Origin of the sequence: Clostridium sp. J1101437_171009_A5 (genome assembly GCF_015547905.1) — a bacterium.
Lineage (GTDB): Bacteria > Bacillota > Clostridia > Oscillospirales > Oscillospiraceae > Pseudoflavonifractor_A > Pseudoflavonifractor_A gallinarum.
Genome location: NZ_JADMVY010000001.1, coordinates 414,587 through 439,992, shown reverse-complemented (window position 1 = coordinate 439,992; position 25,406 = coordinate 414,587). Strand labels below are relative to the sequence as shown.

Genomic DNA, 25,406 nt, shown 5'->3' with positions numbered 1-25,406 from the left:
CAGATGCAGAGACAGAGGTACAAGTCCTTTGTACTACATACAGCTTATGATGATTATATAAAGACAGCCTGGTAAAGTCAATATAATTTTGACAAATCTCACGAAAGGGTGTGTAGATTATGAAAAAGAAGAAACTTAAAATAGAGCATTATTCTATAAAAAAGAAGGAAAGATCGGGCAAAAAAACGCGGGAATCGCAATGGAATATTACACAAAAGAAATACATTATAACATCATAAGACTATACAGTTTAAATAAAAAGGAAACAGAAAAGACAAAAAAAGAAGAGGGCACGTCAAATCTGTTACAGAGTCATCGCATCGTAAAACAGGTTTGACGTACCCTCACAAAGGGTCAGATCGGGGGGATTTCCAGCCGGTAAGGCGGCCTTACCAGTTTTTCCGCAGGAACTTGAGGTCCAGGAACCCGCTGCGGAAATAGATGGTGGAGTGGGCCACGATCTCATGGTCGTAGTTATAGACATAGTCGTCCATCAGAAGGACGGGCTCGTGCTCGCCCAGGTGCATCAGCTCGATCACAGCGGGGGGCGGGATGACCGCGTCGATGTGGGAGAGGGTGTAGGCCATGGTGGTGTGGCAGTACTGCTCCAGGAACTGATAGTGCCCCATGTTCTGGAGCTTGAAGATGGAATCCCGGGCGGGCTCGGCAAAACGCCCGTCGATGTGGTCGGTACAGTAGGCGGCCACGACGCCGTCGATCCAGCCCAGTTTTTCGGTATTTAAATAAGAGGTAGACTCCGGACCGAAAGCGGGGTCGTTCTGGAACACGAAGCCCAGGTTCAGAGACTCGATCCGGGGGTGGTAGCCGGCCTCCTCCATGGAGCGGAAGAGCTCCGGAGCGGTATCCAGCCGGAACGCGTTGTCGGCCAGCTGCGGATTGGCAATGGTACCCTTTCCGCGCCGACGGGTGACCACACCCATTTCCTCCAGAGAGGCCAGCGCGTCACGCAGCACATTCCGGCTGATGCCCAGCCGGCGTGAGAGCTCGTCCTCATTGGGAAGTTTGAAAGGGGCGTTGTCCTGACTTGAAGTGCGGATGAGATCCAAGAGCGCACGCTTTGTTTTATAGGAGAGCTGCTTATTGTCTACCCGCAGGATATGCAACTGATCATCCATCTAGTACCACGTCCAACAAAGTTTAATTCGCCTGAGAAACATCCTTATTATACCTCCCGGACCTGTTGAATGCAAGACTATATTCAAATAAACGAAAAAAAGAAAAAATGAAACCGGAAAATAAGATAAAATAGACAATCGGAAGGTTCGTGTAGCGAAAAAATTGATTTTTGTAAATGGAAGAAATGCAGAATAGAAGGAAAGACCCTGCAAAACCGTTCGTTCTACTTTGTGAAAGTGCCGAAGAAAGAGGCTCAAAAAAATATTTGGTAGTACTAATATACTAAAAAGTCATATAAAGTGAATGAAAAGAGATAGAAGCGGAACATAAAAAAGTAAAATTAGCATTTGAAATTTAGCATATTATACAGAATTAATAAAAATGAGGGAAATCCATAAATAAAATTGACATATTAGACGGAGCGGTCTATACTGACCTTAGTACTACAAAAGACCAAGGAGAGATGATTCAGACGCGGTGACCCCAGCCGGGAACCCCAGTGAAATGAGTGTTATTGCGGAAGATATGAAATAAGGTGTTATATATCCTGTCTCTCGGCGTTCTGTAAATCCAAAAGAAGGTGGATTCGAGATGGAAAACCTCAAGTATGGAATCAACGACAAGCCAACCCTTGTAAAGACCATTCCCCTTGCGTTCCAGCACGTGCTCTCCGCTTTCGCAGGCACGCTGTCCGGCGCACTGATGCTGGCGACCGGCATGGGCATGAACAGCCAGGATACCGCCCTGGTCGTCCAGTGTGCCATGCTCATCTGTGCCGTGGCCACCATCATCCAGTCGGTAGGCATCGGCCCTCTGGGCGCCCGTCTTCCCATCGTCACCGGCGGCAGCTACACCCTGATCGCTCCCATGGTGGCTCTCTCCAAGGACATGCCCATCGGCACGGTGTTCGGATCCTCCTTTGTGGCGGCCATCGCGCTGACCGTGCTCGGACCTCTGGCGGTCAAGTATCTGCATCGCTTCTTCTCCCCCGTGGTGACCGGCAGCGCCGTGCTGGCCGTCGGTATGTGCCTGATGGGCAGCGCCTTCAGCTACATGGTCAACAACTCCGCGGACCCCGCCAATGAGCCTCAGATCTGGCTCTTCGTGGGCATCGCTCTCTTTACTCTGGTTCTCACTCTGGTGCTGGACTCCTTCACCAAGGGCTTCGTCCAGTCCTGCTCCATCCTGATCGCCATCGTCGTGGGCTACGTCCTGTGCGTGGTGCTGGGCCTGGTGGACTTCGCCAGCGTGGGCACCGCCTCCTGGCTGGCTCTGCCCAAGCCCGTGAACTTCGGCTTCGGCTTTAACTTCAGCGCCATCATCACCCTGTGCATCGTGCACATCGCCACCGTCATGGAGAACATCGGCGACACCACCGGCGTGGTCTCCGGCGTGGAGGACCGCCTGCCCACCAAGAAAGAGCTCATGCGCGCCGTCAGCGGCGACGGCCTGGGCAGTGTGTTTGCCGCCCTGTTCAACGGCCTGCCCGTGATCTCCGGCTCCCCCAACGTGGGCATCATCACCATGACCGGCGTGGGCAGCCGCTTCGTCACCCTGGCCGGCGGTATCATCATCGGCATCCTGGCCTTCTTCCCCAAGTTCGCGCAGGTCCTGGCTCTGACTCCCTATCCCGTCCTGGGCGGCGTGCTCTTCGTTTCCTTCGGTACCATCGCGGCCTCCGGTATCCGCGTGATCGGCATGAGTCGTATGAGCAAGCGTGACATCACCATCCTGGCCATGGCCATCGTGGTGGGCATCGGCGGCAGCGCCGCTTCCGCCAGCCTGAGCTTCCTGCCCTCCACCGTGCTGACCCTCATCACCGGCATCCCCGGCACCGCCATGACCGCTCTGGTCCTCAACATCATCCTGCCCCGCAGCAAGGCGGACAAGGAGTTCGAGGCCAAGCAGGCCGCCGAGAACGCCCGCCTGGAGGCTGAGGCCGAGGCCAAAGTGGCCGCCCAGACCCAGAAGAGCGGCAAGAAGTAAGCATTTTGTACCGGTTCCGGCGGGCGGGACAGGGGCGGGAAACCGCCCTTGCCCGATCTGCCAAAAACAGACCCTGAAGTTTGGTTGTTTTTTTCAAAAAAACAGGCGAAAGAGATATGAAGACTGCGTGACATTTCCCATGAGATTCGGTATAATAGGGCCAGGGAACCATTAATAAGACTTATGAAGGAGAACGGGTAACTATGGAATCCATTGAACTGAAAATCAACGGAGAAGTCAAGTCGGTCCAGGTGGAGAAAAACTGGACGCTGCTCTATGTTCTGCGTGAGGTCCTGGACCTGACCGGCGCCAAATGTGGATGCAACACCGGCGACTGTGGTGCCTGTAAGGTGATCATCGACGGCGAGGCGGTCAATTCCTGCCTGGTGCTGGCTCCCAAGGCCGTGGGCAAGGACATCTGGACCATCGAGGGCCTGTCCAACGGTCCGGAGCTCCATCCCATCCAGCAGGCGTTCATCGACGCCGGCGCGGTCCAGTGCGGTTACTGCACGCCGGGCATGGTGATGTCGGCCAAGGCTCTGCTGGACAAGAACCTGGATCCCTCTGAGGAGGAGATCCGCGCCGCGATCTCCAACAACCTGTGCCGCTGCACCGGGTATGTGAAGATCGTGGAGGCCATCCGGCTGGCCGCCGAGCGCATGCGCAACGCTTAACGAGGATACAGGAAAGGACGCAAAACATATGAGCTGTGAAACTCCTACCAACGGAATGATTGGAAGCCGCCTCCCCGTGCGGGACGCACAGGTCAAGGTCACCGGTCAGCTCAAGTACGTAGCCGATATGAAGATGCCCCACATGCTGCACGCCAAGGTGCTCTTCAGCCCCGTGGCTCACGCCCGGATCAAGAGCATCGACACCAGCGAGGCGGAAGCCCTGCCCGGCGTGCGTGCGGTGGTGTGCTACAAGAACGCCCCCGACATTCCCTTCAACTGCTGCGGCGAGAACATCGACGAGAGCAAGAACGAGCGCATCTTCGACCAGGTGGTCCGCTATGTGGGCGACAAGGTGGCCGCGGTGGCCGCCGACACCGTGCAGATCGCGGAGAAGGCTCTCAAACTGATCAAGGTAGAGTATGAGGAGCTGCCCTTCTACATCGACCCGGAAGAGGCCATGAAGGAGGACGCCTATCCCATCCACGAGGGCGGCAACATCGCCGAGGTGGTCAACCTGAACCAGGGCGATGTGGATGCCGGCATGCAGGAGGCCGACCTGGTCTTTGAGGACCGGTACAGCCTGCCCGCCATCCACCACAGCGCCATCGAGACCCACGCGGCCCTGGCCTCTTACGACGCCAACGGCAAGCTCACCGTCTGGTCTCCCTCCCAGGACGCCTTCGCGGTGCGGGTCAACCTCTCCCGGCTGTTCGGGCTGAAGATGAGCCGGGTCCGTGTGGTGGCCTCCGCCATCGGCGGCGGCTTCGGCGGCAAGATCGACATGATCGTGGAGCACGTGGCGGCGCTCCTGTCCATCAAGACGGGCCGCCCGGTGCGCCTGGTCTACACCCGGCGGGAGGACATTCCCTCTTCCCACAGCCGCCATCAGATGATCGTTTACCTCAAGACCGGCGTGAAGAAGGACGGCACCGTCGTGGCCCAGGACTTCAACCTGGTCATCAATGCCGGCGCCTTCGCCGGCGGCACCTCCAGCGTGGCCTGGGCCATGGGCGGCAAGGCCTTCCGGATCATGGACACCCCCAACATCCGCTTCAAGGCCACCGAGGTCTACACCAACTGCACCTGCGGCGCGGCCATGCGCGGCTTCGGTTCGCCCCAGCTGTTCTTCGCCCAGCAGCGGCAGTTCAACAAGATCGCCAAAGAGCTGGGCATGGACCTGACCGAGTTCCTCCTCAAGAACCTGAAGGGGGAGCAGGGCATGGACCTGCGCAACAACACGCCTCTGGGCAACACCTATGCCAAGGCCTGTGTGGAAAAGGGCGCTGAGATCTTCAACTGGAAGAAGGCCCTGGAAGAGCAGGAGGCCTCCCGCAAGGAGAACGGACGCTACCGCATCGGCGTGGGCATGGCGGTGGCCGCCCACGGCAACGGCGTGTTTGGCGTCCATCCCGACACCACCGGCATCATCCTGCGGATGAACGAGGACGGCACCGTGATCCTCTCCAGCGGCTGCTGCGATATGGGCAACGGCTCGGTCTCCCTCCAGGGCCAGCTGGTGGCCGAGGTCCTGGGCATCCCCATGACCGACATCGAGTACATCCAGGCCGATACCGACGCCACCCTGTGGGATCTGGGCAACTACTCCAGCCGCGGCACCTACGTCAGCGGCGCGGCGGCGGTGAAGGCGGCCAACAGCCTGAAGAAGATGCTCCTGGAGGAGGCGGCCGACGTGCTGCCCGAGGATCCCGACCGGATCGTGTTCCACGACGGACGGGCCTGGAGCCTGAACTACCCCGACCGCTCCGCCAGCATGGCGGACCTGGCCCACCACGCCCACCACAAGAACCAGCGGGATCTGGTGGTGGCCGAGACCTTCGCCAGCCAGGCCATGGCGGTCTCCTACGGCGCCCACTTCGTCAAGACCCAGGTGGACACCGAGACCGGCGAGGTCAAGGTGCTGGACTATGTGGCGGTCCACGATGTGGGCACCCCCCTGAACCCCATGTCGGTGGAGGGCCAGATCGAGGGCGCCATCCAGATGGGCCTGGGCTATGCCCTGAGCGAGGGCATCGACCGGGACGAGAAGGGCAAGGTAAAGAACGGCACCTTCCGCACCTATCACATCTTTACGTCCACCGAAATGCCGCCCATTCGGATCGGCTTTGTGGATAAACCGGAGGAGACCGGCCCCTACGGAGGCAAGAGCATCGGCGAGTGCTCCGTGGTCCCCGCACCGGCCGCCATTGCCAACGCGGTATCCAACGCGGTGGAGGGCGACTACCATGACCTGCCTCTGCGCAAAGAGGTGGTGCTTGCGGGTCTTCCCCAGTAAGCAGCATCGAAACGCCTCGATTTCGAGGCGTTTCGGAAGAGGGACGGAGGGTTCCGTCTCCCTTCCGAGACGCCCCAAATGAATGGAAATGGAGCTGATACCATGGAATTTGAAGGAAAGGTTGCCGTCGTTACCGGCGCCGGACAGGGCCTGGGTGCAGGCTTTGCCAAGGACTTTGCCCGCCAGGGTGCCAAGGTGGTCCTGCTGGGCCGGACCCTCTCCAAGGTGGAGAAGGTGGCCGAGGAGATCAAGGCCGAGGGCGGCTGGGCGCTGGCCCTGGGCTGCGACGTGGGCGACCGGGACCAGGTGAAGGCCAGCTTTGAGCGCATCTTCGCTGAAGTGGGCGGCGTGGACATCCTGGTGAACAACGCCGCGTATCACCGCTCCCTCTCGGTGCTGGACACCAGCATGGAGGAGTGGGACAAACACATCAATTCCAATCTGAATGGTACCTTCTACTGCATCAAGGCAGTGCTCCCCGGCATGGTGGAGCGGCGCTACGGCAAGATCATCAACATCAGCTCGTCGGGCGCCAAGCTGTTCTTCCCCGGCTTCGGGGCTTACGCGGCCTCCAAGGGCGGCATCGTCTCCCTGACGCAGATCCTCTCGGAGGAGGTCAAGAACTACAACATCAACGTCAACGCCATCTATCTGGGCATGACCAATACCGAGCACACCCGGGAGCGCATCGACAGCGACCCCGCCGTCACCGTCAAGCTGGACGAGATGCTCCAGGTGGACGAGGTGTCCAAGGTGGTCTGCTTCCTGGCTTCCGATGCCGCCGCTCCCATCATGGGCGCCGCCATCGACGTATTCGGAAAGAAAGCATAAGAACGGAATAAAAAATAAGACAGAAAGAAGGTAAAACAAGATGGTCAGTACGAATCAGCGCGCCATGAAAGTGGTGGAGGAGCTGCTGGAGAACGCGGAAGCTCTGGGCTGCAAGGTGGTCAAGCTGGACTGCGGCGCCACCGTCATCGACCTGGGCCTCAACTGCCGGGGCAGCTGGCAGGCCGGCGTCCTCTTCACCCGGGCGTGCATCGGAGACCTGGGCGTGGTCAGCCTGAGTGATTTCAAGCTGAATGACCAGTACAGCTTTGCCGCCGTCAATGTCTTTATCGAGCAGCCCCTCATCGCCTGCCTGGGCTCTCAGATCGCCGGCTGGAAGCTGGGAGAGGGCGAGTTCGCCACCATCGGCTCCGGTCCCGCCCGCGGCATCGCCCACGTGGCCTCCGACTGGTACTTTGAGATGACCGACTACAAGGACGACTACGACAAGGCGGTCCTGTGCATCCAGGATGTGAAGTATCCCTCCAATGAGATCGCCCTGGAAGTGGCCAACGCCTGCCATGTCAAGCCGGAGGACACCTACATCCTGATGTCTCCCAGCACCTGTGTGGCCGCCTCCATCCAGGTCTCCGCCCGGATGCTGGAGCAGACCTGCCACAAGATGTTCGAGAAGCACTTTGACCCCGCCCAGATCGTCATGATCCGCGGCAAGGCCCCCATCGCCCCGGTGGTGAAGGATGAGCTCAAGACCATGGGCCGCATCAACGACGCCCTCATCTACGGCAGCGAGATCGAGGTGTGGGTGGACGCCGAGGACAAGGACATCGCCAAGGTCATCCACCAGCTGGCGGGCAAGACCTCTTCCCCCAACTACGGCGAGCTCTTCGAGGACGTGTTCAAGGATGCCGGCTGCGACTTCTTCTATGTGGACCACGACGTCCACTCCGTGGGCAAGATCCAGATCCACAACGTGAACACCGGCCGGGCCTACTGCGCCGGCGAGATCAACTACGAGGCGCTGGAGCGCAGCTTCCTGAACTAAGGGATCTCAGCGCGTCACCTAAAATTTTTTAGGTGAATCCGTTTGTGATACATACTACTAATTTCAATAAATAGGAGGAAACAAGATGGCACTTTCGAATGAAAGATTATTGAAGCTGTATCGTGACATGGTCATGATCCGCCGCTTTGAGGAGGTCATCGAGACCTATGCCGCCAACGGCACCGTCCCCGGCTTCGTACACCTGAGCATCGGCCAGGAGGCCTGCCAGGCCGGCGTGGTGGACTGCCTGAAGAAGACCGACTATAAGTTCCCCGATCACCGCGGACACGGCGCCATCTGCCTGTGCGGCACCGATCCCAAGCTGGTCATGGCCGAGATCTTCGGCAAGGCCACCGGCATCAACCACGGCCGCGGCGGCTCCATGCACGTCAACGACCTGGACTGCGGCAACATGGGCTTCAACGGCATCCAGGGTTCCACCATGGTCACCTGCCTGGGCACCGCTTTTAACGCCGTTTACAACCACACCGACGCCGTTACCGCCGTGTTCATGGGCGACGGCACCCTGGGTGAGGGCACCTGCCATGAGAGCATGAACATGGCCGCCACCTGGAAGCTCCCCATCATCTACTGCCTGGTGAACAACCAGTACGCCATCTCCACCAAGTACACCGAGGCTCATCCCCAGAAGCGCCTGAAGACCTGGGGCGAGGGCTACGAGGTGCCCAGCTTCTTCGTGGACGGCAACGACATCGAGGCCGTCGTGGAGGCCGTCGAGGCCGCTGTGGAGCGCGCCCGCAAGGGTGAGGGCCCCACTCTGCTGGAGTTCGACACCTACCGCTGGCAGGGCCACTTCGCCGGCGACCCCGCCGCCTACCGTCCCGAGGAGGAGGTCCAGGCCTGGAAGGATCGCGATCCTGTGAAGCTGTGCCGCAACACCATGCTGGAGCGCGGCATCTCCGAGGCCGACATCAAGAAGATCGAGGACGAGGAAGAGGAGCATGTGCAGGAGATGCTGAAGTTCTCTCTGGAGAGCCCCTATCCCGGCATCGAGACCGCTACGACCTACACTTATGCTGACAGAGAGGTGGAGACGAGATGAGCAGAGGAAAGAAGCTTTCTTACGGCATGGCCATCAACGAGGCCCTGCATCAGATCATGGAGCAGGACGAGCGCGTGTTCGTCCTGGGCGAAGACGTAGCCAAGATGGGCGGCGACTTCGGTATCACCAAGGGCATCTGGGCCAAGTGGCCTGACCGCATCAAGGACACCGCTCTGTCCGAGTCCGCCATCCTGGGCCTGTCCTGCGGCGCCGCCGTCTGCGGCCTGAAGCCCGTGCCCGAGATCATGTTCGCTGACTTCCTGGGCGTCGGCTTTGACCAGATCACCAACAACGCCGCCAAGCTGAACTACATGTATCAGGGCAAGGCCCACTGCGGCATCACCGTCCGCGCCCCCCAGGGCGGCGGCATCCGCTGCGCCTACCATCACTCCGCCTGCGTGGAGTCCTGGTTCATGAACACCCCCGGCCTGGTCATCGTGTGCCCCACCACCCCCTATGAGGCCAAGGGCCTGCTGATCTCCGCCATCAAGAGCGACAACCCCGTGCTCTTCCTGGAGCACAAGGCTCTGTACAACGTCAAGGGCGAGGTGCCCGAGGAGATGTACGAGATCCCCCTCTACGAGGCCGAGATCGAGCGCGAGGGCAGCGACGTGACCATCGTGGCCACCCAGACCATGCTGGCCAAGGCCCACAAGGCCGCCGAGGAGATGGAGAAGGAGGGCGTCAGCTGCGAGATCATCGACCTGCGCACCGTCTTCCCCTACGACAAGGACACCATCCAGAAGTCCGTCGCCAAGACCGGCCGTCTGGTCATCGCCCAGGAGGGCGTCAAGTGCGGCGGCTGGGCTGCTGAGATTTCCGCTATGATCAATGAGGACGTGTTCGAGTACCTGCGCGGTCCCGTCAAGCGCGTGACCGGTCTGGATTCTCCCATGCCCTTCTCTCCGGATCTGGAGGACTACGTCATGCCTCAGCAGGACGACGTGGTCAAGGCCATCCGCGAGGTTATGGAATATTAAGGGGAGGATACGACAATGATTACGAAATACGGTATGCCGAAGTTCGGCCTCTCCATGGAGACCGGCATCATCGGCGAGTGGCTCGTGAAAGAGGGCGACTCCGTGAAGAAGGGCGACGCCCTGGTGGAAGTGAGCACCGATAAGATCACCAACACCGGCGAGGCTCCCTGCGACGGCGTGATCCGCAAGATCATCGCTCAGGTGGACGACGAGATCCCCTGCGGCGAGACCATCTGCCTCATCGCCGACAGCATGGATGAGCCCGTGGACGGCGACGCCCCCGCCGCGGCTCCTGCCGCCGCTGAGGCCGCTCCTGCCGCTGCCCCCGCTGCGGCTCCCGCCGCCGCGCCCGCCGCTCCCGCCGGGGATGTGAAGATCACCCCCCGCGCCAAGAAGATCGCCGAGGAGAAGGGCCTGGCCTACGCCCACATCAAGGGCACCGGCCTGCTGGGCATGATCACCATCGACGACCTGAAGAAGTACGGCAAGCCTCTCTCCGAGGTGGCTGCTCCCGCCGCTCCCGCTCCCGCTGCGGCTCCCGCCCCTGTGGCCGCCCCCGCGGCTCCTGTGGCCCCCGCGCCCGCGGCCGCTCCGGCTCCTGCCGCCGCTCCCGCCCAGGTCTACAACACCGCGCCCTGCGCCGAGGGTGACGTCATCACCAAGATGACTCCCATGCAGTCCGCCGTGTGCAAGGGCATGATGAACTCCCTCCAGGGTTCCGCCCAGATCACCATCGCCACCGAGGCCGATGTGACCAACCTGGTGAAGGTGTACAAGTCCATCAAGGGCAAGTACAAGAACGCCGGCGTGAAGCTCAGCTACACCGCCATGCTCATCAAGTCCGTGGCCCAGGCTCTGGAGAACCATCCCGCCATGCGCATGACCGTGGCCGACGCCAACCACATCAAGACCACTGCCCGCATCAGCATCGGCTGCGCTGTGGACATCCCCGACGGCCTGATCGTGCCCGTCATCCGGGACGCCAACCTGAAGGACCTGCGCACCATCTGCCTGGAGCTGGCCGATCTGACCGAGCGCGCCAAGGCCGGCAAGCTCAACAGCGATGAGCTGGGCAATGCCTCCATCACCATCACCAACCTGGGCATGTTCGGCATCACCTACTTCACCCCCATCATCAACGCTCCCGAGGGCGCCATCCTGGGTGTTGGCGCGATCCTGGAGAAAATGATGGTGAAGGACGGCGGCTTCTATCCCGGCTCCGTCATGAACCTGAGCCTGACCCACGACCACCGTGTCATCAACGGCGCGCCCGCGGCCCGCTTCCTCCAGGAGGTCATCACCGGCCTGCAGGACTTCAAGTGGCTGTAAGACACGCCCCACGGAATGGCTGACGACCACCCACTGATATTGACGTGAGCACTTCCGCTCACTGAACCGAACCGGCGGCGGCCAACCCAAACTGCGGTTGGCCGCCTGCTGTCTATCCGGCTTAGATTGGCATCCCCGCATGTATACGAAACGGAAAGGATCGTCGCTATGAAGCAGATTGACCTCATTATCAAAAATGCCTACCTCATCACCATGAATGCCAAGCGGGAAGTGATTCCCAATGCCTGCATCGCGGTGGAGGGAGACAAGATCCTGGCGGTTGGAACCGATGCGCTTTTGGAGCAGTATCAGGCCGACAAAGTTATTGACGCCGCGGGCAAGTATGTCTTCCCCGGCTTTATCAGCACCCACTCCCATCTCTTCCAGACCATGCTCAAGGGTCTGGGCCGGGACAAGTTCCTCATCGACTGGCTCAACAGTTCTGTGCGGGTGGCCCTGCACAACTTCGACGAGGAGACCGTCTACTATGCCGCCCTGCTGGGCTGCATGGAGGGCATCCGCTCCGGCACCACCACTATTCTGGACTATATGTACGCCCACCCCATCGCCGGGCTGGACGACTGCGTGACCCAGGCCTTTGAGGACATCGGCATCCGCGGCGTCCTGGGCCGCGCCTTCACCAACGTGGCTTCCTTCCCGCCTGAGATCGCCTGCCCCCGTGTGGAGACCGAGCGGGACTTCTTCGACGACGTGCGCCGTCTGAACACCAAGTATCAGAACCACTCCCGCATCAGCGTGTGCATGGCCCCCGGCATCATCTGGGACCACACCGACGAGGGCTTCCGGGAGATGCGCAGCACCGCCAACGAGCTGCACATGCCCATCACCATGCACCTGGTGGAGACCCCCGACGACGATGCCTTCTCCCGTGAGCAGTACGGCGAGGACACCATCCCCCACCTGGAGAAGCTGGGCGTCCTGGGCCCCGACTTCATCGCCGTGCACTGCGTGTATATGAAGGACGAGGATCTGGATACCTTCAAGAAGTACGACGTGAAGGTCTCCCACAACCCCAACTCCAACATGGTCCTGGCCTCCGGCGTGGCCCGCATCCCCGAGATGCTGGAGAAGGGCATCACGGTCAGCCTGGCCTGCGACGGCTCGGCCAGCAACGACACCCAGAATATGCTGGAGGTCATCAAGGCGGCCAGCCTCATGCAGAAGGTCCATCACTGCAATCCCTCCCTGATGCCCGCCTCCACCGTGCTGGAGCTGGCCACCCTGGGCGGCGCCCGCACCCTGGGCCGGGAGAGCGAGCTGGGCTCCGTGGAGGCCGGCAAGAAGGCCGACTTCATCCTCTTCGATCCTCTGAGCCCCTGGTCCGCCCCCGTGTATGATCCGGTCAGCACCCTGACCTATGCCTGCAGCCCCGACAACATCAAGGCGGTGGTCATCGACGGCAAGGTGGTCATGGAGAACGGCCATATGACCACGGTGGATGAGGAGAAGGTCATCCGCGAGGCCCAGCGTCTGGGCACCAAGCTGGTGGAGAAGTCCGGCCTGGGCAACGTCCAGTGGGGCCAGAAGATGCCCCTGATGCACATTTGATCTGGTGGGAGGTAGTAAAACCATGAATAAGCTGTTCTTTTTCCAGACCCCGAAGGAAAATCTGAAGATCAACGTGGTCTTCCGGGACGAGAAGCTGCTGGAGTCCTTCAAGGCCGACTCCGCCGAGACTGAGGTCCTGCCCGACGTCCACGACTACTATACCGACATCTACTTCCCCAAGGCGCCCGCGGATCGTCCCTACACCTTCTCCTCCATCGTGCTCTCTTCCGATGGTAAGATGGCCTATCAGGACAATCCCTCCGGCCCCCTGGTGGCCAAGAACAACTTCCTGGATCCCGACGGCTCCCTGGGTGACTTCTGGGTGCTCAACGTGCTGCGCTCCTATGCCGACGGCATCATCGTGGGCGCCAATACCCTGGCCAAGGAGCCCGGCATCACCTGCCATGTCTACGACGAGGACCTGACCCGTCAGCGCCGGGAGCACCTGGGCAAGAAGCATCAGCCGGTCAGCGTGGTGGTCTCCTTTGACGCCACCGACATCCCCTTCGACCACTACACCTTCGACGTGGACCCCGCCGAGGAGCTGAAGATGGTCATCGCCACCGGTCCCGACGGACTGGACTACATCCAGAAGAAGTCCCCCCTCAAGCACGTGGTCTACGGCCCCTTCACCTGCAAGGAGGATGTGGACAAGGCGGAGCTGGCTCCCCTGGACCGGGACTACGACGTGGTCCCCGTCATCGTCACCGGCGAGGGCAAGAATCCCGACGGCCATGTGATGATGTACGTCCTCAAGAAGCTGGGCCTGGAGAAGCTGTGCGTGGAGTCTCCCTCTTACTGCGCCTACATGCTCAAGGAGCAGATGCTGGATGAGTACTTCATCAACTACTCCATGGTCTTCGTGGGCGGCACCACCACCCCCGGCTCCTTCATCTCCTACGGCCACCTGGATCACCCCCACGCCGATCTCATCTCTCTGGGTACCCACAAGAGCAACTTCCTCTTTACCCGTCAGAAGATCCGCTACAACGTCAAGCAGGAGACCGACCTCTCCGCCTACAAGTATTAAACTGAAACCATTCGTCCAAGGCGCACAGCGCCATCGGGACACCGTCCGGCGGGGAAGGCCCCGCGGAATTTGTCCTCATGAAAATTAGGAGGAAAGAAACATGAATTACGATCTGGTTGTCATCGGCGCCGGCCCCGGCGGCTATGTGGCCGCCATCCGCGCGGCCCAGCTGGGCATGAAGACTGCGATTGTGGAGAAGGACGCCTGCGGCGGCACCTGCCTCAACTACGGCTGTATCCCCACCAAGGCCCTGTACAAGAACGCCGAGGTGGTGGACGAGATCATGCACGCCGATGAGTTCGGGATCTCGGTCAAGGGCTACGACATCGACATGAAGAAGGTCCAGGCCCGCAAGGCCAAGGTGGTCAAGACCCTGTCCGGCGGCGTGGAGTTCCTGCTCAAGGCCAACAAGGTGGAGCTGGTGAAGGGCGCCGCCAAGATCCTGGCCCCCGGCAAGGTGGACGTGAACGGCAAGGTGCTGGAGACCAAGAACATCCTCATCGCCTCCGGCTCCAAGGCCTCCAAGCCTCCCATCAAGGGCATCGACAACCCCGGCGTGCTCACCAGCAAGGAGGCGCTGGAGATGGACCACGTGCCCGGTAAGATCGTCATCATCGGCGGCGGCGTCATCGGCATCGAGTTTGCCGGCATCTACAAGGCCTTCGGCGCCGAGGTCACCATCGTGGAGTTTATGCCCAAGATCATCCCCAACATGGACAAGGAGATCACCGACCGCCTCCAGAAGCTGCTGGAGAAGAAGGGCATCCAGTTCATGGTGGGCACCAAGGTGGAGGAGATCAGCAAGAGCGGCTCCGGCCTCTCCGTCACCGTGGACAAGGACGGCGCCAAGAGCAGCCTGCCCTGCGACGAGGTGCTGGTCTCCACCGGCCGCGAGCTGGACATCGAGGGCCTGAACCTGGACGGCCTGGGCATCGCCTACGACCGCAAGGGCGTCAAGGTGGATGAGAACTTCCAGACCAACGTCCCGGGCATCTACGCCATCGGCGACGTGATCGGCGGCGTGATGCTGGCCCACGTGGCTTCCGACGAGGGCAAGGTCTGCGTGGAGCGCATGGCCGGCGAGGACGCCCGGGTGGACTATGACCTGGTGCCCAGCGCCGTGTTCACCTTCCCCGAGGTGGCCAGCGTCGGCATGTCCGAGGAGCAGGTCAAGGAGAAGGGCCTGGAGTACGAAGTGGGCAAGTTCCAGTTCTCCGGCAACGGCAAGGCCCTCACCATGAACAACGCCGAGGGCATGATCAAGGTCATCGTGTCCAAGGACAAGCAGCGCATCCTGGGCGTCCACATCGTGGGCCCCAACGCCAGCGACCTGCTCACCGAGGCGGCCCTGGCCATGCGCGGCGAGTTCACCGTGGAAGAGGTGGCCAACACCATGCACGGCCATCCCACCCTGTCCGAGGCCTTTGAGGAGGCCCTGACCCTGACCCTGGGCCGCGGCATCCACAGCGCCCCCGCCAAGAAAAAGAAATAAGGCTCCGTCCGGAAAACGGCGCATTTGCCCCCGCGCAGCGGCGCCTCGCAGAGTTCCGCCGTGCGCAGACGGCGGAATGGAATGGGATCGTGGTTTCCGGCGGCGTGTACGTCGGAAACCACTCCGCTCAGGCTGCAAGTGTGCGCGCGTCAGCGCGTGCGCGCAGCGGACTGCATTTCTCTCGAAAAAATGCTTGCATTTTTGAGAGGCGTGTCGGACGTGTCCGACACGCCAGACCCCTCCGTGCAGCAGCGCGGAGGGGCCTTTGCCTACCATTGAAGGAGGAATTACCATGGAACTCAAAGTCTATGACAAGCCCCAGTTCATCGAGGAGCTGGTGTTCCGCATCGCCCCCGGACAGGTGGAGCGCTATCTGGAGCTGGAGCAGGAGATCTTCTCCGAGCCCCTCTCCCACCGGGCCGGCTTCCTGGGGGCCGAGACCTGGGTGAGCAAGGACCACGAGGGGGAGGTGACCTCCCTCTACTTCTGGGAGAGCGAGGAGGCCTACCACAACCTGGATCAGGTCTGGCTGGGCGGCCAGAAGGATAAGATGGGCCAGCTCATGGGCGAGGACGCGGTCTTTGTCCGGGCGGGCCATGTGTCCGACCGCCGCTTCCGGGTGCGGGAATACCGCTGATGGCAGCCGTCCGGTCCAAGCGGGACCTGCCGCCGGAGGGGCCTCTCCCGCGGCCGGCGCCCCGGCAGTGGTGGGAGGGGGAGGAGCCGGTGGAGCTCCGCCTCACGGCCAACGCGGGGGTGCTTCTGACCTTCCGGGGGGAAAAGCTGCTGGTGGACGGACTCCACGACAGCCGCGCCCACGATTTCAGCCCGGTCGCCCCGGAGACGCTGGCGGCACTGGCGGCCGGCGCGCCCCCCTGGGACGGGATCCGCTGGCTCTTTTATACCCATCTGCACATCGACCACTTTTCCGGCCGGGAGACCATCCGCTTCCTGGAGGGAAACCGGGTGGAGAAGCTCTTCCTGCCCGCCGGGAACGGGGGACCGGGGATCGACCGGGAGGACGTGTCCGCCCTGCGCAGCTGGCTCACTCAGCGGGCCGCGCCGGTGCAGGAGCTGCGCCTTCCCGAGTACCGCAGCGTGACCTATCCGCTGGTGAGCGGGATCCGGGTGACGGCCTTCCGCTCCCTCCACGCCTCGGAGGAGTTTGAGGAGGTGGAGCACGAGTGCTTCCTCTTCGACCTGGCCGGGAAGAAGATCCTCTTTCTGGGGGACTCCAACTACGACCGGGACTACTTCGCCACCATGCTGGACGGGGTGGAGGTGGATACGGCGGTGGTGAATCCCCTCTTTCTCACGAATCCCTCCGGACGCAGCGTGGTGCTGGAGGGGGTCCGGCCCCGCCGGGTGGTCATCGACCACATCCCCTTCCAGGAGGACGACAAGCTGCACATGCGCAAGCTGGTGGTGCGCAGCCTGGAGCGGTGGGGAGAGTCCTTTCCCCCCGTGGCGGTCCTCTGGGAAGCGGGGGACACCGTGCGCCTGTAAACCCGGAGGGCCCGGAGGGGAGAAGCGCTCCCTTCCGGGCCCTGTTTCGTCCCCGCAGATTCCTCCAGAATCCCTCATAGTACAAGCTGCCCCGCGCATAAGATGACAGCACAAGCGCGGAGAGCGCGCGTCGAATGGAGGGATCTCAATGGAACAGCGTATTGCCGACCTTCGGTGCAAGGAGATCATCAGCATCAACGACGGGACGCGGTACGGATTCGTGGGTGATGTGGAGGTAGAGCTGGACACCGGCCGGATCCGGGCCCTGGTGGTGCCGGGCCGCCTGCGGCTGTTTGGCCTGCTGGGGCGGCGGGAGGACCGGCTCTTCTCCTGGGAGAGCGTGCGCCGCTTTGGAGAGGACATCATCCTGGTGGAGGAGCATCCGAGGCGTTTGCCGGAGGAATAAATTTTTTGTTCGCCCGTTTGGTATGAAAAGCATGCTTTTTTTTCACAAACGGGAGGAAACGTCAGGAAATAGTAAAGGATGTTCCGGAAGGGGGCACCGCCCTCCGGAATCGGGGACTTTACGACGCTAAAAGATGTGATATAATAACGGGTATAGTTTAGGAACGATTTTTAAACTTGTTAGTATGTTAAAAAATGCACGAGACAGGCTGGGGGAACTATTATGTGCGGAATCGTAGGATTTGCAGGAAAAGAGGAAGCGGCGCCCATTTTGCTGGACGGCCTGCGCCGTCTGGAATACCGGGGATATGATTCGGCCGGTGTGGCCGTCTATCACCCGGAGCGGGGCCTCCAGGTCATCAAGACCAAGGGCCGCATCCAGGCGCTGGCCGACCAGGTGGAGGCCGCCGGCGGCATGCCCGGGAGCATCGGCCTGGGGCACACCCGCTGGGCCACCCACGGAGAGCCCTCCGACGTCAACTCCCACCCCCACATGAGCCAGAACGGCCGCATTGCGGTGGTACATAACGGCATCATCGAAAATTATGCCGAGATCAAGGAATTTCTCCAGTCCACCGGCGTGCATTTTGTCTCACAGACCGACACGGAAGTGGTGGCCCAGCTGCTGGAATACTACTATGACGGCAACATTCTGGACGCGGTCACCAAGGTGCTCCACCGGATCCAGGGGGCCTATGCCCTGGGCATCCTGTGCGCCGACTGCCCCGACCGGCTGATCGCCGCCCGGAAGGACAGCCCGCTCATCCTGGGCTTTGGGGAGGGATTCCACCTCATGGCCTCCGACGTGACGGCGGTCATCCGCCACACCCGGGAGGTCTGCTACCTGGACGACGGGGAGATCGCCGAGCTCACCCCCGACCACTGCTGGGTGTACGACGCCTATCTCCGCCCGGTGGAAAAGAAGCACCACCAGGTGGACTGGGAGATCTCCGCCGCCGAAAAGGGCGGATATGAGCACTTCATGCTCAAGGAGATCCTGGAGCAGCCCAAGGCGGTGCGGGACACCATCTCCCCCCGCATCCAGAACGGGGAAGTGGTCCTGGACGGGGTGGAGCTGGACGCGGACTATCTCCACGGTCTGGACAAGATCTATGTGATCGCCTGCGGCTCCTCCTACCATGTGGGCGTGGCGGCCAAGTACATTCTGGAAAAGCTGCTGCGCAAGCCGGTGGAGGTGGCCCTGGCCTCCGAGTTCCGGTACTGCGACCCCATCGTGAGCAGCCGGACCCTGGCCCTGGTCATCAGCCAGTCGGGCGAGACCATCGACACCCTGGCCGCCCTGCGGGAGGCCAGACGGAGGGGGGCCCGGGTCCTGTCGGTGGTGAATGTAGTGGGCTCCACCATCGCCCGGGAGTCCGACGAGGTGCTCTACACCTGGGCCGGGCCCGAGATCGCGGTGGCCACCACCAAGGCCTACTCCACCCAGCTGGCCCTGGTGGATCTGATCGCCCTGTACGCCGCCCGGCAGATGGGGACCATTCCCGATGCGGAGTATGCCGCCGCTGTGGCTGCCCTGGAGGGGCTGCCCGAGCTGCTGGAGAGGGTCCTGGAGCAGCGGGAGCAGATCCAGTATCTGGCCTCCCTGTACTTCAACCACCCCTCGGTCTTCTTCATCGGCCGCAACCTGGATTACGCGGTGGGGCTGGAGGGCTCCCTCAAGCTCAAGGAGATCTCCTATCTCCACTCGGAGGCCTACGCCGCCGGAGAGCTCAAGCACGGCACCATCTCCCTGATCGAAAACGGGACCCTGGTGGTGGCCCTGGCCGGATACGCCCCTCTCTTTGAAAAGACCATGAGCAACGTGGTGGAGGTCAAGAGCCGGGGGGCCGACGTGCTGGGCCTGACCATGGAGGGCTTTGAGAAGCCCATGTCGGAGGCGGTCAACCACACCCTCGCAGTGCCCGCGGCCCATCCCATGCTGCTCCCCTCCCTGGAGGTGGTGCCCATGCAGCTGTTTGCCTACTACGTGGCCCTGATGCACGGGTGCGACATCGACAAGCCCCGCAACCTGGCAAAATCGGTGACCGTGGAATGACGGCACGTTTTTGACAAAGCGCCCCCTCTTCCGCCGGGAAGAACGGACGTAAAAAAGATCTGGAGGTATCCTGAATCGTGAAAAGACTGCTTGCACTGACGCTGTCCCTGGCTGTGGCCGGCACCCTGACCGCCTGCGGTTCCGCGCCCTCTGACTCCTCTGCGCCCTCTGGTTCCCCCGCGCCGACCCAAGAGCAGAACTCTGCACAGCCTGTTGTGATCAATTACGGACTCTCCAACCCGTGGGATTCGCTCATGCCCTACAACAGCCCCTCGGGCAGCAACTACTCCCGCATGATTTACGATAAGATCTACGACCGGCTGGTCTTTGTCCACGCCGACGGCACCCTGACCCCCAGAGCGGCCAAGTCCTGGGAGAGCGCCGACGACGGCCTGGCGGTGATCTTCCACCTGGACGAGAAGGCCGCCTTCCACGACGGCACGCCGGTCACGGCCCAGCACTGGGTGGACAGCATCGCCCTGGTGACCAACCCCGACTGTCCCGCCCTGGGACGCTCGGCCTTCGCCGTGCTGGCCGGCACCGACAGCACCGGTGCCGCCGTGGCGGGGGAGAAGCTGGGCGCGGAGGCCCTGGACGACACCACGCTGAAGCTGACCTTCAAGAACGTGACCACGCCCGAGGACTTTTTGCTGGACAAGAACCGGGAGTTCTACGTCCTGCCCACCCATCTGCTGGAGGGGACCGACCCGTCGCAGGTGATGGAGCTGGACCTGTGGAAGGCCCCCATCGGCTCCGGCCCGTGCAAATTTGTCTCCGAGGTGGCGGGCAGCACCCTGACGCTGGAGGCCAATCCGGACTACCAGCTGGGCGCGCCCGGCTTTGACCAGCTGGTCATCACGGTGATGGACAAGTCCAGCCTCCTCACCGCCCTGATCGCCGGGGATCTGGACTACTACGGCATCGGCGGCAGCGTCACGGCGGACACCGCCCCCGCCGCCACCGAGGCCGGGCTGACCGTGCAGGAGGGCACGGTGCCCAACACCTTCTATGAGCTGATGCTCAACAACGAGACCATCTCGGATGCCCGCATCCGCCGGGCCATCGAGCTGGCCCTGGACAAGGAGCTGCTGAGCGAGCAGTCCACCGGCGGATACGGCACGGTCACCGGCACCTCGGTGCTGCCCACCTGCGCCAGCTACGCCGGAGACTACAACACCCCCTACGACGTGGAGGGGGCCAAGGAGCTGCTGACCGAGGCCGGGTATGACGGGACCACCTATACCCTGGCCTGCGCCTCCAACCGCGCGGGTCTCGCCGCCCTCATGCAGCAGGAGCTGGCCGAGGCCGGCATCACCATCACCATTGAGACAGTGGACTCCGCCACCATGTTCTCCGGCATGGCGGACGGCACCTATGACATGGGCATTGCCAGCCATACCCCCAGCGCTCTGCCCCTGTGGTTCGTGGAGAGCCGGTTCACCGAGAACAACAACATCTTCCACGTCCAGGACCTGAGCGAGGTGTCGGCCCTCATCCAGGCGGTGAAGGAGGAGACCGACCCCGATGCCCGCACCCAGGCCGTGAAGGCGCTGGAGGACTGGATGGCCCAGGAGCGTCCCTTCATCCCCCTGTGGTTCGGGACGGCCCTCCACGTGGAGTCCCCCACGGTGAGCGGCATCGAGTACACTGCGGCCAGCTTCTCCAACGAGAACGTGTGGGAGTGGGTCAAGAACTGACGGCCGGACCAGACGCCCGGCGGTGAAATTTGGAAAACCTCCGTAAGAGCCTGCGGGCTCTATGCTCCCCCACCGGGGAGCCGGAAGTGTAGGAGGAAACAATCGTGCTACATTATATCCGCAAGCGGCTTTTGACGGTGATCCCGGTCTTTTTTGGGATCACACTGTGTGTCTTTCTCTTTCTCCATCTGGGGCCGGGGACCATCGCCGACCTGATGGGGGACGGAAGTTCCTTCAACGACACGGACCGGGCGGCGCTGGAGGCCCAGCTGGGCCTGGACCAGCCCTTCCTGGTGCGCTATGGCCACTGGCTGGGGGACCTGCTCCAGGGAGATCTGGGCAGCTCCTACCAGACCGGCCGTCCGGTGGCCGAGACCATCGGACAGCGGGTGATCCCCTCCCTGATCCTGACGGGGACGGGCGTGGTCCTGGCGGTGGCTCTGGCCATCCCCCTGGGGGTGGCGGCGGCCTGGAAGCCGGGCTCCTTCTGGGACAAGCTGGCCTCCGGGTGCGCCATGGTGAGCTTTGGAGTGCCCGGGTTCCTGCTCAGCCTGATGGCGGTCTATGTGTTCTCCATCACGCTGGGCTGGCTCCCCTCGGCCCGGATGTATACCACCGGGAGCACGGGCACCCTGCCCGACCTGCTGCGGCATCTGATCCTGCCCGCGGCGGTCATCTGCGTGAGCAATATGGGAGAGCTGGTCAAGCAGACCCGCTCAGCCTGCCTGGAGACCCTGGGGGAGGACTATATCCGCACCGCCTGGGCCAAGGGGCTGCGGGGGCGGGTGGTCATGGTGCGCCATATGTTCCGCGGCTCCCTTATCCCCATCGTGACCACCGTGCTCAGCCACATCCCCCACATCATCGGCGGCTCGGTGGTGGTGGAGCGGGTCTTCGGCTGGCCGGGGATGGGAAGCCTCATGTTCTCGGCCATCAATAACCGGGATTTCACCATCGTCATGGGCGTGACGGTGGTCATCGCCCTGACCGTGCTGTGCACCAATCTGCTGCTGGACCTGGTCTACGGACTGGTAGACCCCAGGGTCCGGTATGGGAGGTGCGGCGGATGAGGCGGGGAGGAATGGCCGGCGTCTGGAGCCGGTTTTGCCAGGACCGCCGGGCGGTGGCCGGGCTGTGCATCCTGGTGGCTGAGATCCTGTGCGTGCTCCTTCTGCCCCCCCTGATGGGGCTGGAGCCCAATGTGACCGACCGCTCCGCAGGCTTCTGGGCGGCCCCCTCCGCGGCCCACTGGCTGGGCACGGACGATGTGGGCCGGGATCTGTTTGCCCGGCTGGTCTGCGGCGGGCGGATCTCCCTGCTGGTGGGCTTTGCCGCCGCCGGGATCAGCGTGGCGGTGGGCGTCCCCCTGGGACTGCTGGCCGGATACCGCCGGGGCGCGTGGGAATTCTGGATCATGCGCTGTGCCGACGTGGTCCAGAGCTTTCCCAGCATCGTGCTGGTGCTCTGCCTGGTGGCCATGGTGGGCGCGTCGGTGTGGAACATCATTCTGGTGATCGGACTGCTGGGGTGGACCTCCATCGCCCGGCTGGTCTACGGCAACACCCTCTCCATCCGGGAGAAGGAGTATATCCTGGCGGTCCGGGCGCTGGGCGGGAGCACCGCCACCATCCTGCGGCGGAACGTCCTGCCCAACGCGGTGGCCCCGGTGTGGGCCGCGCTGGCCCTGCGGGTGGGGCGTGCCATCCTGTCCGAGTCCAGCCTGAGCTTTCTGGGCGTGGGCATCCGGACCCCCCAGGCCTCCTGGGGCAATATGATCCAGTATGCCACCAATCCCGTGGTCTTCGCGGGAAAGCCCTGGGTGTGGATCCCGCCCAGCATCTGCATCGTGGTGACGGTGTTCTGCCTCCAGTTTATCGGGGACGGCCTGCGGGACGCCATGGACCCCAAGTGGGTCCGCACCGCGGGGGTGGCCGAGTCCCGCGGCGTGTGCCACGAGACGCCCGAGGAGCTGACCCAGGTGGAGCACTGCGCCGTGGAGACGGAGGAGCCCGACGGCCGGGTCTGTGCCTTTGGCCGCAAGCGGATGAAAACCCATCCTTTGACCTGAGAGAAAAGCAGCGGTCCCGCTTCCTGTTTGGGAGGCGGGACCGCTTTTTAGTTTGCCCGGTATTCGATGTGGAGCCGTCCCCCGGGCAGGGGGATGGAGGCGGCATGGGAGCGGGGGGTGATCCGGGTTGGGAAGGGTCCCTCCCGGGCCAGGGTGTCCATCCGGAACACCGACAGGAGCACCCCTGCCAGGAGGAAGGAGGGGATCTGCCCGGCGGGCGCGTAGGAGACAAAGGGGAGGGGGAGGGCGTTGGACAACGGGCTGCACCCCAGGTTGCCCAGCCAGTAGAGGATGCCCTGGAAGAACAGGGGCCATAGGGCCGCCCAGGCCAGCAGGCGGCCGGAGGCACTTTGCAGGGCCAGAATGCGGCGGGCGCAGAGGAAGAAAAAGAGCAGGATGCACAGCAGAGCCGCCCAGAACACCACGCTCCCCATCCGGGAGGCCAGATTGGCCAGCATCAGGCTTATATCGTGGTAGAGGGCGGTGACCCGGTAGCCGGTATCCGTCCCCTGGAAGAGGGAGAGGCTGTCCCGCAGGGAGCGGAGGGTGGCGTACAGATAGCCTGCCCCGTCCCGGTCCGGGTGCAGGAAGGTCTGGAAGCGCTGGGAAAAGAGCGCGGCGTGCCGGAGGCAGAAGGCTCCGGCCAGGAGGCACGGAGGTACCCAGATTGCCAGCAGGCCGGTCCGGCGCTTCAGAGAGAAGAACCCCTGCCAGACGGCGGCGGTCAGGACCAGAAGCATGGAGGCGTAGAGGATGGCGCAGACCTCCAGCGCGGGAAAGAGGGCGTGGACCAGCGCCCCCAGGAGCATCACCGGATGGCAAAGGAGGAGGGAGGGGAGGCCCCGCCCGGGCCGGGCGCTGAGCCAAGCGGCAAAGAGAAGGGGGACAAAGAGAAAGAGGTAGAGGAGCCACCGCCCGGGTGCGCCGGGGAGGGCAGACCGGGTGAGCGGGGCAGTGAGGCACGCGGCGGCGAAGGCCAGGACCAGCAGCAGGAAGCAGAGGGGGACCCACCGCCGCCCCTTCCGCAGCAGGCGGGGATAGTCACACAGCCAGACCGCCCCCATGCCCAAGAGGCCCAGGGAGATTCCCAGATACTGCTCCGGCCCATTGTAAAAGTGCGAGTTGGTAAATCCGTGCAGCACAAGGCCCACAAACACGATTCCCACCAGAAAGAGGACGATCTCCCAGCGGGTTTGGGGCCGGTGCAGGCGGTCCAGCTCCCGACCCACGGCCACCGGGTCCCCCATCTCTTCCACCGCCCGGGCGGCGGCCTCCTCCGGGGAGAGCCCCTGGTCCAGGAAGTCCCCCTCCTGGTCGGCAATGTGGTCGGAGAGCTCCCGGAGGAGATAGGTGCGGGCCCGGCCCCAGCGGATCTCCCGGCCTACGGAGTGAAGGTAAGTCCGGATCACATCACGCTCCACACAGGGCACCTCCTTCCAGTACGCCCCGCACCGCGTCGGCGTAGGCATTCCACTCGGATTTCTGCTCCTCCAGGGCGGCGCGGCCCTGAGGGGTGATGCGGTAGTAGCGGCGCACCCGGCTCCCCGGCGCGCCGTCGTCGTAAGAGGTGACCCAGCCCTGCTGCTCCAGGGTATGGAGCAGGGGATAGAGAGTTCCCGCCTTGAGCGCAAAGACCTGGTTGGAGCGCAGGCGGAGGGCCTCGATCATCTGATAGCCGTACATGTCCTGTCCGGCCAGAAGGGCCAGCAGCAGCATACCCAGCCCGCCCGGACCGTGCTTTTCCCGGGGCATATGCATTCCTCCCTGATAGATAGATTATCTACATAAGATTATAGATAGATCATCTATCTATGTCAAGAGGGCGGTGGGGCTGATCTGGAGGAACGGGCCGAAACAGAAAACTGGGACCGCTCGCATCCGAGCGGTCCCAGTGGCGCAGAGACAGGAGAACGGGATGGGGGAACGCGGTGTACGGTCCCTTAAAATCCCATGTTGCTGGACAGGTCGTCGGCCAGATTTCCCATGTTGCGCATGGCCTTGCGGGCGGTGCGCTTGAGGTCCTTTTTCTTGGGAGCCATGGCCATGCTCAGTGCGGCGCCGGCCACCATGCCCAGGCCCATCAGGCCCATACCGCCGAGAACGGGATGATGATTCATATGGTTTACCTCCTTACTTGAGTCTGCTGTTATTCTTCCCGAAAACCAGCAAAAATGCGTTGCTAAATCCTGAAAGTCACGGTATAATAAAAATGGATTTCCGGGCGATGGTGCGCCCGGAGGACCTTCATTCAGACAGGAACCGGATGCGGCCCCCAGGGGCGGTCCGGAGC

General features: G+C 62.4%; 22 protein-coding genes. 18 read left to right on the top strand and 4 right to left on the bottom strand.

The genetic code is table 11. The features are described from left to right. Nucleotides 1–389: 389 nt before the first annotated feature. Entirely contained in the window at nucleotides 390–1,136 is a 747-nt protein-coding gene (locus tag I2C21_RS02335) for a GntR family transcriptional regulator (RefSeq protein ID WP_101693616.1), read from the bottom strand. A 592-nt stretch (nucleotides 1,137–1,728) separates the two neighbouring features. Here I2C21_RS02335 and I2C21_RS02330 point away from each other — a divergent pair. The 18 genes from I2C21_RS02330 to I2C21_RS02245 all read left to right on the top strand — a co-directional run bounded on the left by I2C21_RS02330 (nucleotide 1,729) and on the right by I2C21_RS02245 (nucleotide 23,116). Beyond that, the gene (locus I2C21_RS02330; protein WP_195278406.1) at nucleotides 1,729–3,123 is read left to right on the top strand and encodes a uracil-xanthine permease family protein; all 1,395 of its coding nucleotides are present in this window, start codon (nucleotides 1,729–1,731) and stop codon (nucleotides 3,121–3,123) included. Between the two features lie 203 nt (nucleotides 3,124–3,326). Then, on the top strand, nucleotides 3,327–3,797 hold the full coding sequence (locus I2C21_RS02325) for a (2Fe-2S)-binding protein (RefSeq protein WP_101693614.1): 471 nt from the start codon (nucleotides 3,327–3,329) through the stop codon (nucleotides 3,795–3,797). A 28-nt stretch (nucleotides 3,798–3,825) separates the two neighbouring features. Next, complete coding sequence (locus I2C21_RS02320) at nucleotides 3,826–6,090, top strand: xanthine dehydrogenase family protein molybdopterin-binding subunit (RefSeq protein ID WP_195278405.1); 2,265 nt, start codon at nucleotides 3,826–3,828, stop codon at nucleotides 6,088–6,090. 102 nt (nucleotides 6,091–6,192) lie between these two features. Then, the gene (locus I2C21_RS02315; protein ID WP_101694009.1) at nucleotides 6,193–6,921 is read left to right on the top strand and encodes an SDR family NAD(P)-dependent oxidoreductase; all 729 of its coding nucleotides are present in this window, start codon (nucleotides 6,193–6,195) and stop codon (nucleotides 6,919–6,921) included. A gap of 40 nt (nucleotides 6,922–6,961) precedes the next feature. Beyond that, nucleotides 6,962–7,921, top strand: coding sequence for a methenyltetrahydromethanopterin cyclohydrolase (gene mch / locus I2C21_RS02310; protein ID WP_101693612.1), 960 nt, complete (start codon nucleotides 6,962–6,964; stop codon nucleotides 7,919–7,921). An 85-nt stretch (nucleotides 7,922–8,006) separates the two neighbouring features. Further along, complete coding sequence (locus I2C21_RS02305; RefSeq protein ID WP_101693611.1) at nucleotides 8,007–8,984, top strand: thiamine pyrophosphate-dependent dehydrogenase E1 component subunit alpha; 978 nt, start codon at nucleotides 8,007–8,009, stop codon at nucleotides 8,982–8,984. After that, on the top strand, nucleotides 8,981–9,964 hold the full coding sequence (locus I2C21_RS02300; protein ID WP_101693610.1) for an alpha-ketoacid dehydrogenase subunit beta: 984 nt from the start codon (nucleotides 8,981–8,983) through the stop codon (nucleotides 9,962–9,964). The genes I2C21_RS02305 and I2C21_RS02300 overlap by 4 nt, the downstream gene beginning before the upstream one ends. A gap of 15 nt (nucleotides 9,965–9,979) precedes the next feature. Continuing rightward, the gene (locus tag I2C21_RS02295) at nucleotides 9,980–11,293 is read left to right on the top strand and encodes a dihydrolipoamide acetyltransferase family protein (protein ID WP_186962856.1); all 1,314 of its coding nucleotides are present in this window, start codon (nucleotides 9,980–9,982) and stop codon (nucleotides 11,291–11,293) included. A 168-nt stretch (nucleotides 11,294–11,461) separates the two neighbouring features. Next, nucleotides 11,462–12,862 (top strand): amidohydrolase family protein, encoded by a 1,401-nt coding sequence (locus tag I2C21_RS02290; protein ID WP_101693608.1) that lies wholly within the window; start codon nucleotides 11,462–11,464, stop codon nucleotides 12,860–12,862. Nucleotides 12,863–12,884: 22 nt separating this feature from the next. Then, on the top strand, nucleotides 12,885–13,892 hold the full coding sequence (locus I2C21_RS02285) for a dihydrofolate reductase family protein (RefSeq protein WP_101693607.1): 1,008 nt from the start codon (nucleotides 12,885–12,887) through the stop codon (nucleotides 13,890–13,892). Between the two features lie 100 nt (nucleotides 13,893–13,992). Then, nucleotides 13,993–15,384 carry a dihydrolipoyl dehydrogenase gene (gene lpdA, locus I2C21_RS02280; protein WP_195278404.1) on the top strand — a complete coding sequence of 464 codons (1,392 nt, stop codon included), beginning with the start codon at nucleotides 13,993–13,995 and terminating at the stop codon, nucleotides 15,382–15,384. A 292-nt stretch (nucleotides 15,385–15,676) separates the two neighbouring features. Next, the gene (locus I2C21_RS02275) at nucleotides 15,677–16,021 is read left to right on the top strand and encodes a TIGR03792 family protein (RefSeq protein WP_101693605.1); all 345 of its coding nucleotides are present in this window, start codon (nucleotides 15,677–15,679) and stop codon (nucleotides 16,019–16,021) included. Further along, complete coding sequence (locus tag I2C21_RS02270) at nucleotides 16,021–16,890, top strand: MBL fold metallo-hydrolase (RefSeq protein ID WP_195278403.1); 870 nt, start codon at nucleotides 16,021–16,023, stop codon at nucleotides 16,888–16,890. Before I2C21_RS02275 ends, I2C21_RS02270 begins: the two co-directional genes overlap by 1 nt. Before the next feature lie 148 nt (nucleotides 16,891–17,038). Further along, nucleotides 17,039–17,296, top strand: coding sequence for a YlmC/YmxH family sporulation protein (locus tag I2C21_RS02265; RefSeq protein ID WP_101693603.1), 258 nt, complete (start codon nucleotides 17,039–17,041; stop codon nucleotides 17,294–17,296). 222 nt (nucleotides 17,297–17,518) lie between these two features. Beyond that, nucleotides 17,519–19,351: a glutamine--fructose-6-phosphate transaminase (isomerizing) gene (gene glmS, locus I2C21_RS02260; RefSeq protein ID WP_186962853.1), complete on the top strand. Its 1,833-nt coding sequence runs from the start codon at nucleotides 17,519–17,521 to the stop codon at nucleotides 19,349–19,351. A 77-nt stretch (nucleotides 19,352–19,428) separates the two neighbouring features. After that, complete coding sequence (locus tag I2C21_RS02255; RefSeq protein ID WP_195278402.1) at nucleotides 19,429–21,048, top strand: ABC transporter substrate-binding protein; 1,620 nt, start codon at nucleotides 19,429–19,431, stop codon at nucleotides 21,046–21,048. A 104-nt stretch (nucleotides 21,049–21,152) separates the two neighbouring features. Next, a complete protein-coding gene (locus I2C21_RS02250; protein ID WP_101693600.1) occupies nucleotides 21,153–22,118 on the top strand; it encodes an ABC transporter permease in 966 nt (321 codons plus the stop codon). Then, entirely contained in the window at nucleotides 22,115–23,116 is a 1,002-nt protein-coding gene (locus I2C21_RS02245; RefSeq protein WP_195278401.1) for an ABC transporter permease, read from the top strand. The genes I2C21_RS02250 and I2C21_RS02245 overlap by 4 nt, the downstream gene beginning before the upstream one ends. Before the next feature lie 47 nt (nucleotides 23,117–23,163). Here the strand turns inward: I2C21_RS02245 and I2C21_RS02240 are convergent, their stop codons facing one another. The 3 genes from I2C21_RS02240 to I2C21_RS02230 form a co-directional block, all read right to left on the bottom strand. After that, the gene (locus tag I2C21_RS02240; protein ID WP_195278400.1) at nucleotides 23,164–24,537 is read right to left on the bottom strand and encodes a permease prefix domain 1-containing protein; all 1,374 of its coding nucleotides are present in this window, start codon (nucleotides 24,535–24,537) and stop codon (nucleotides 23,164–23,166) included. Beyond that, entirely contained in the window at nucleotides 24,527–24,868 is a 342-nt protein-coding gene (locus I2C21_RS02235; RefSeq protein ID WP_186962848.1) for a PadR family transcriptional regulator, read from the bottom strand. The genes I2C21_RS02240 and I2C21_RS02235 overlap by 11 nt, the downstream gene beginning before the upstream one ends. 188 nt (nucleotides 24,869–25,056) lie before the next feature. Then, complete coding sequence (locus tag I2C21_RS02230; RefSeq protein ID WP_180956924.1) at nucleotides 25,057–25,233, bottom strand: hypothetical protein; 177 nt, start codon at nucleotides 25,231–25,233, stop codon at nucleotides 25,057–25,059. Nucleotides 25,234–25,406 lie beyond the last annotated feature (173 nt).

Bases quoted from the DNA above. Each gene is read 5' to 3' on its own strand.
- I2C21_RS02335 (WP_101693616.1), bottom strand. From the start codon at position 1,136: ATGGATGATCAGTTGCATATCCTGCGGGTAGACAATAAGCAGCTCTCC.
- I2C21_RS02330 (WP_195278406.1), top strand. From the start codon at position 1,729: ATGGAAAACCTCAAGTATGGAATCAACGACAAGCCAACCCTTGTAAAG.
- I2C21_RS02325 (WP_101693614.1), top strand. From the start codon at position 3,327: ATGGAATCCATTGAACTGAAAATCAACGGAGAAGTCAAGTCGGTCCAG.
- I2C21_RS02320 (WP_195278405.1), top strand. From the start codon at position 3,826: ATGAGCTGTGAAACTCCTACCAACGGAATGATTGGAAGCCGCCTCCCC.
- I2C21_RS02315 (WP_101694009.1), top strand. From the start codon at position 6,193: ATGGAATTTGAAGGAAAGGTTGCCGTCGTTACCGGCGCCGGACAGGGC.
- mch (WP_101693612.1), top strand. From the start codon at position 6,962: ATGGTCAGTACGAATCAGCGCGCCATGAAAGTGGTGGAGGAGCTGCTG.
- I2C21_RS02305 (WP_101693611.1), top strand. From the start codon at position 8,007: ATGGCACTTTCGAATGAAAGATTATTGAAGCTGTATCGTGACATGGTC.
- I2C21_RS02300 (WP_101693610.1), top strand. From the start codon at position 8,981: ATGAGCAGAGGAAAGAAGCTTTCTTACGGCATGGCCATCAACGAGGCC.
- I2C21_RS02295 (WP_186962856.1), top strand. From the start codon at position 9,980: ATGATTACGAAATACGGTATGCCGAAGTTCGGCCTCTCCATGGAGACC.
- I2C21_RS02290 (WP_101693608.1), top strand. From the start codon at position 11,462: ATGAAGCAGATTGACCTCATTATCAAAAATGCCTACCTCATCACCATG.
- I2C21_RS02285 (WP_101693607.1), top strand. From the start codon at position 12,885: ATGAATAAGCTGTTCTTTTTCCAGACCCCGAAGGAAAATCTGAAGATC.
- lpdA (WP_195278404.1), top strand. From the start codon at position 13,993: ATGAATTACGATCTGGTTGTCATCGGCGCCGGCCCCGGCGGCTATGTG.
- I2C21_RS02275 (WP_101693605.1), top strand. From the start codon at position 15,677: ATGGAACTCAAAGTCTATGACAAGCCCCAGTTCATCGAGGAGCTGGTG.
- I2C21_RS02270 (WP_195278403.1), top strand. From the start codon at position 16,021: ATGGCAGCCGTCCGGTCCAAGCGGGACCTGCCGCCGGAGGGGCCTCTC.
- I2C21_RS02265 (WP_101693603.1), top strand. From the start codon at position 17,039: ATGGAACAGCGTATTGCCGACCTTCGGTGCAAGGAGATCATCAGCATC.
- glmS (WP_186962853.1), top strand. From the start codon at position 17,519: ATGTGCGGAATCGTAGGATTTGCAGGAAAAGAGGAAGCGGCGCCCATT.
- I2C21_RS02245 (WP_195278401.1), top strand. From the start codon at position 22,115: ATGAGGCGGGGAGGAATGGCCGGCGTCTGGAGCCGGTTTTGCCAGGAC.
- I2C21_RS02235 (WP_186962848.1), bottom strand. From the start codon at position 24,868: ATGCCCCGGGAAAAGCACGGTCCGGGCGGGCTGGGTATGCTGCTGCTG.
- I2C21_RS02230 (WP_180956924.1), bottom strand. From the start codon at position 25,233: ATGAATCATCATCCCGTTCTCGGCGGTATGGGCCTGATGGGCCTGGGC.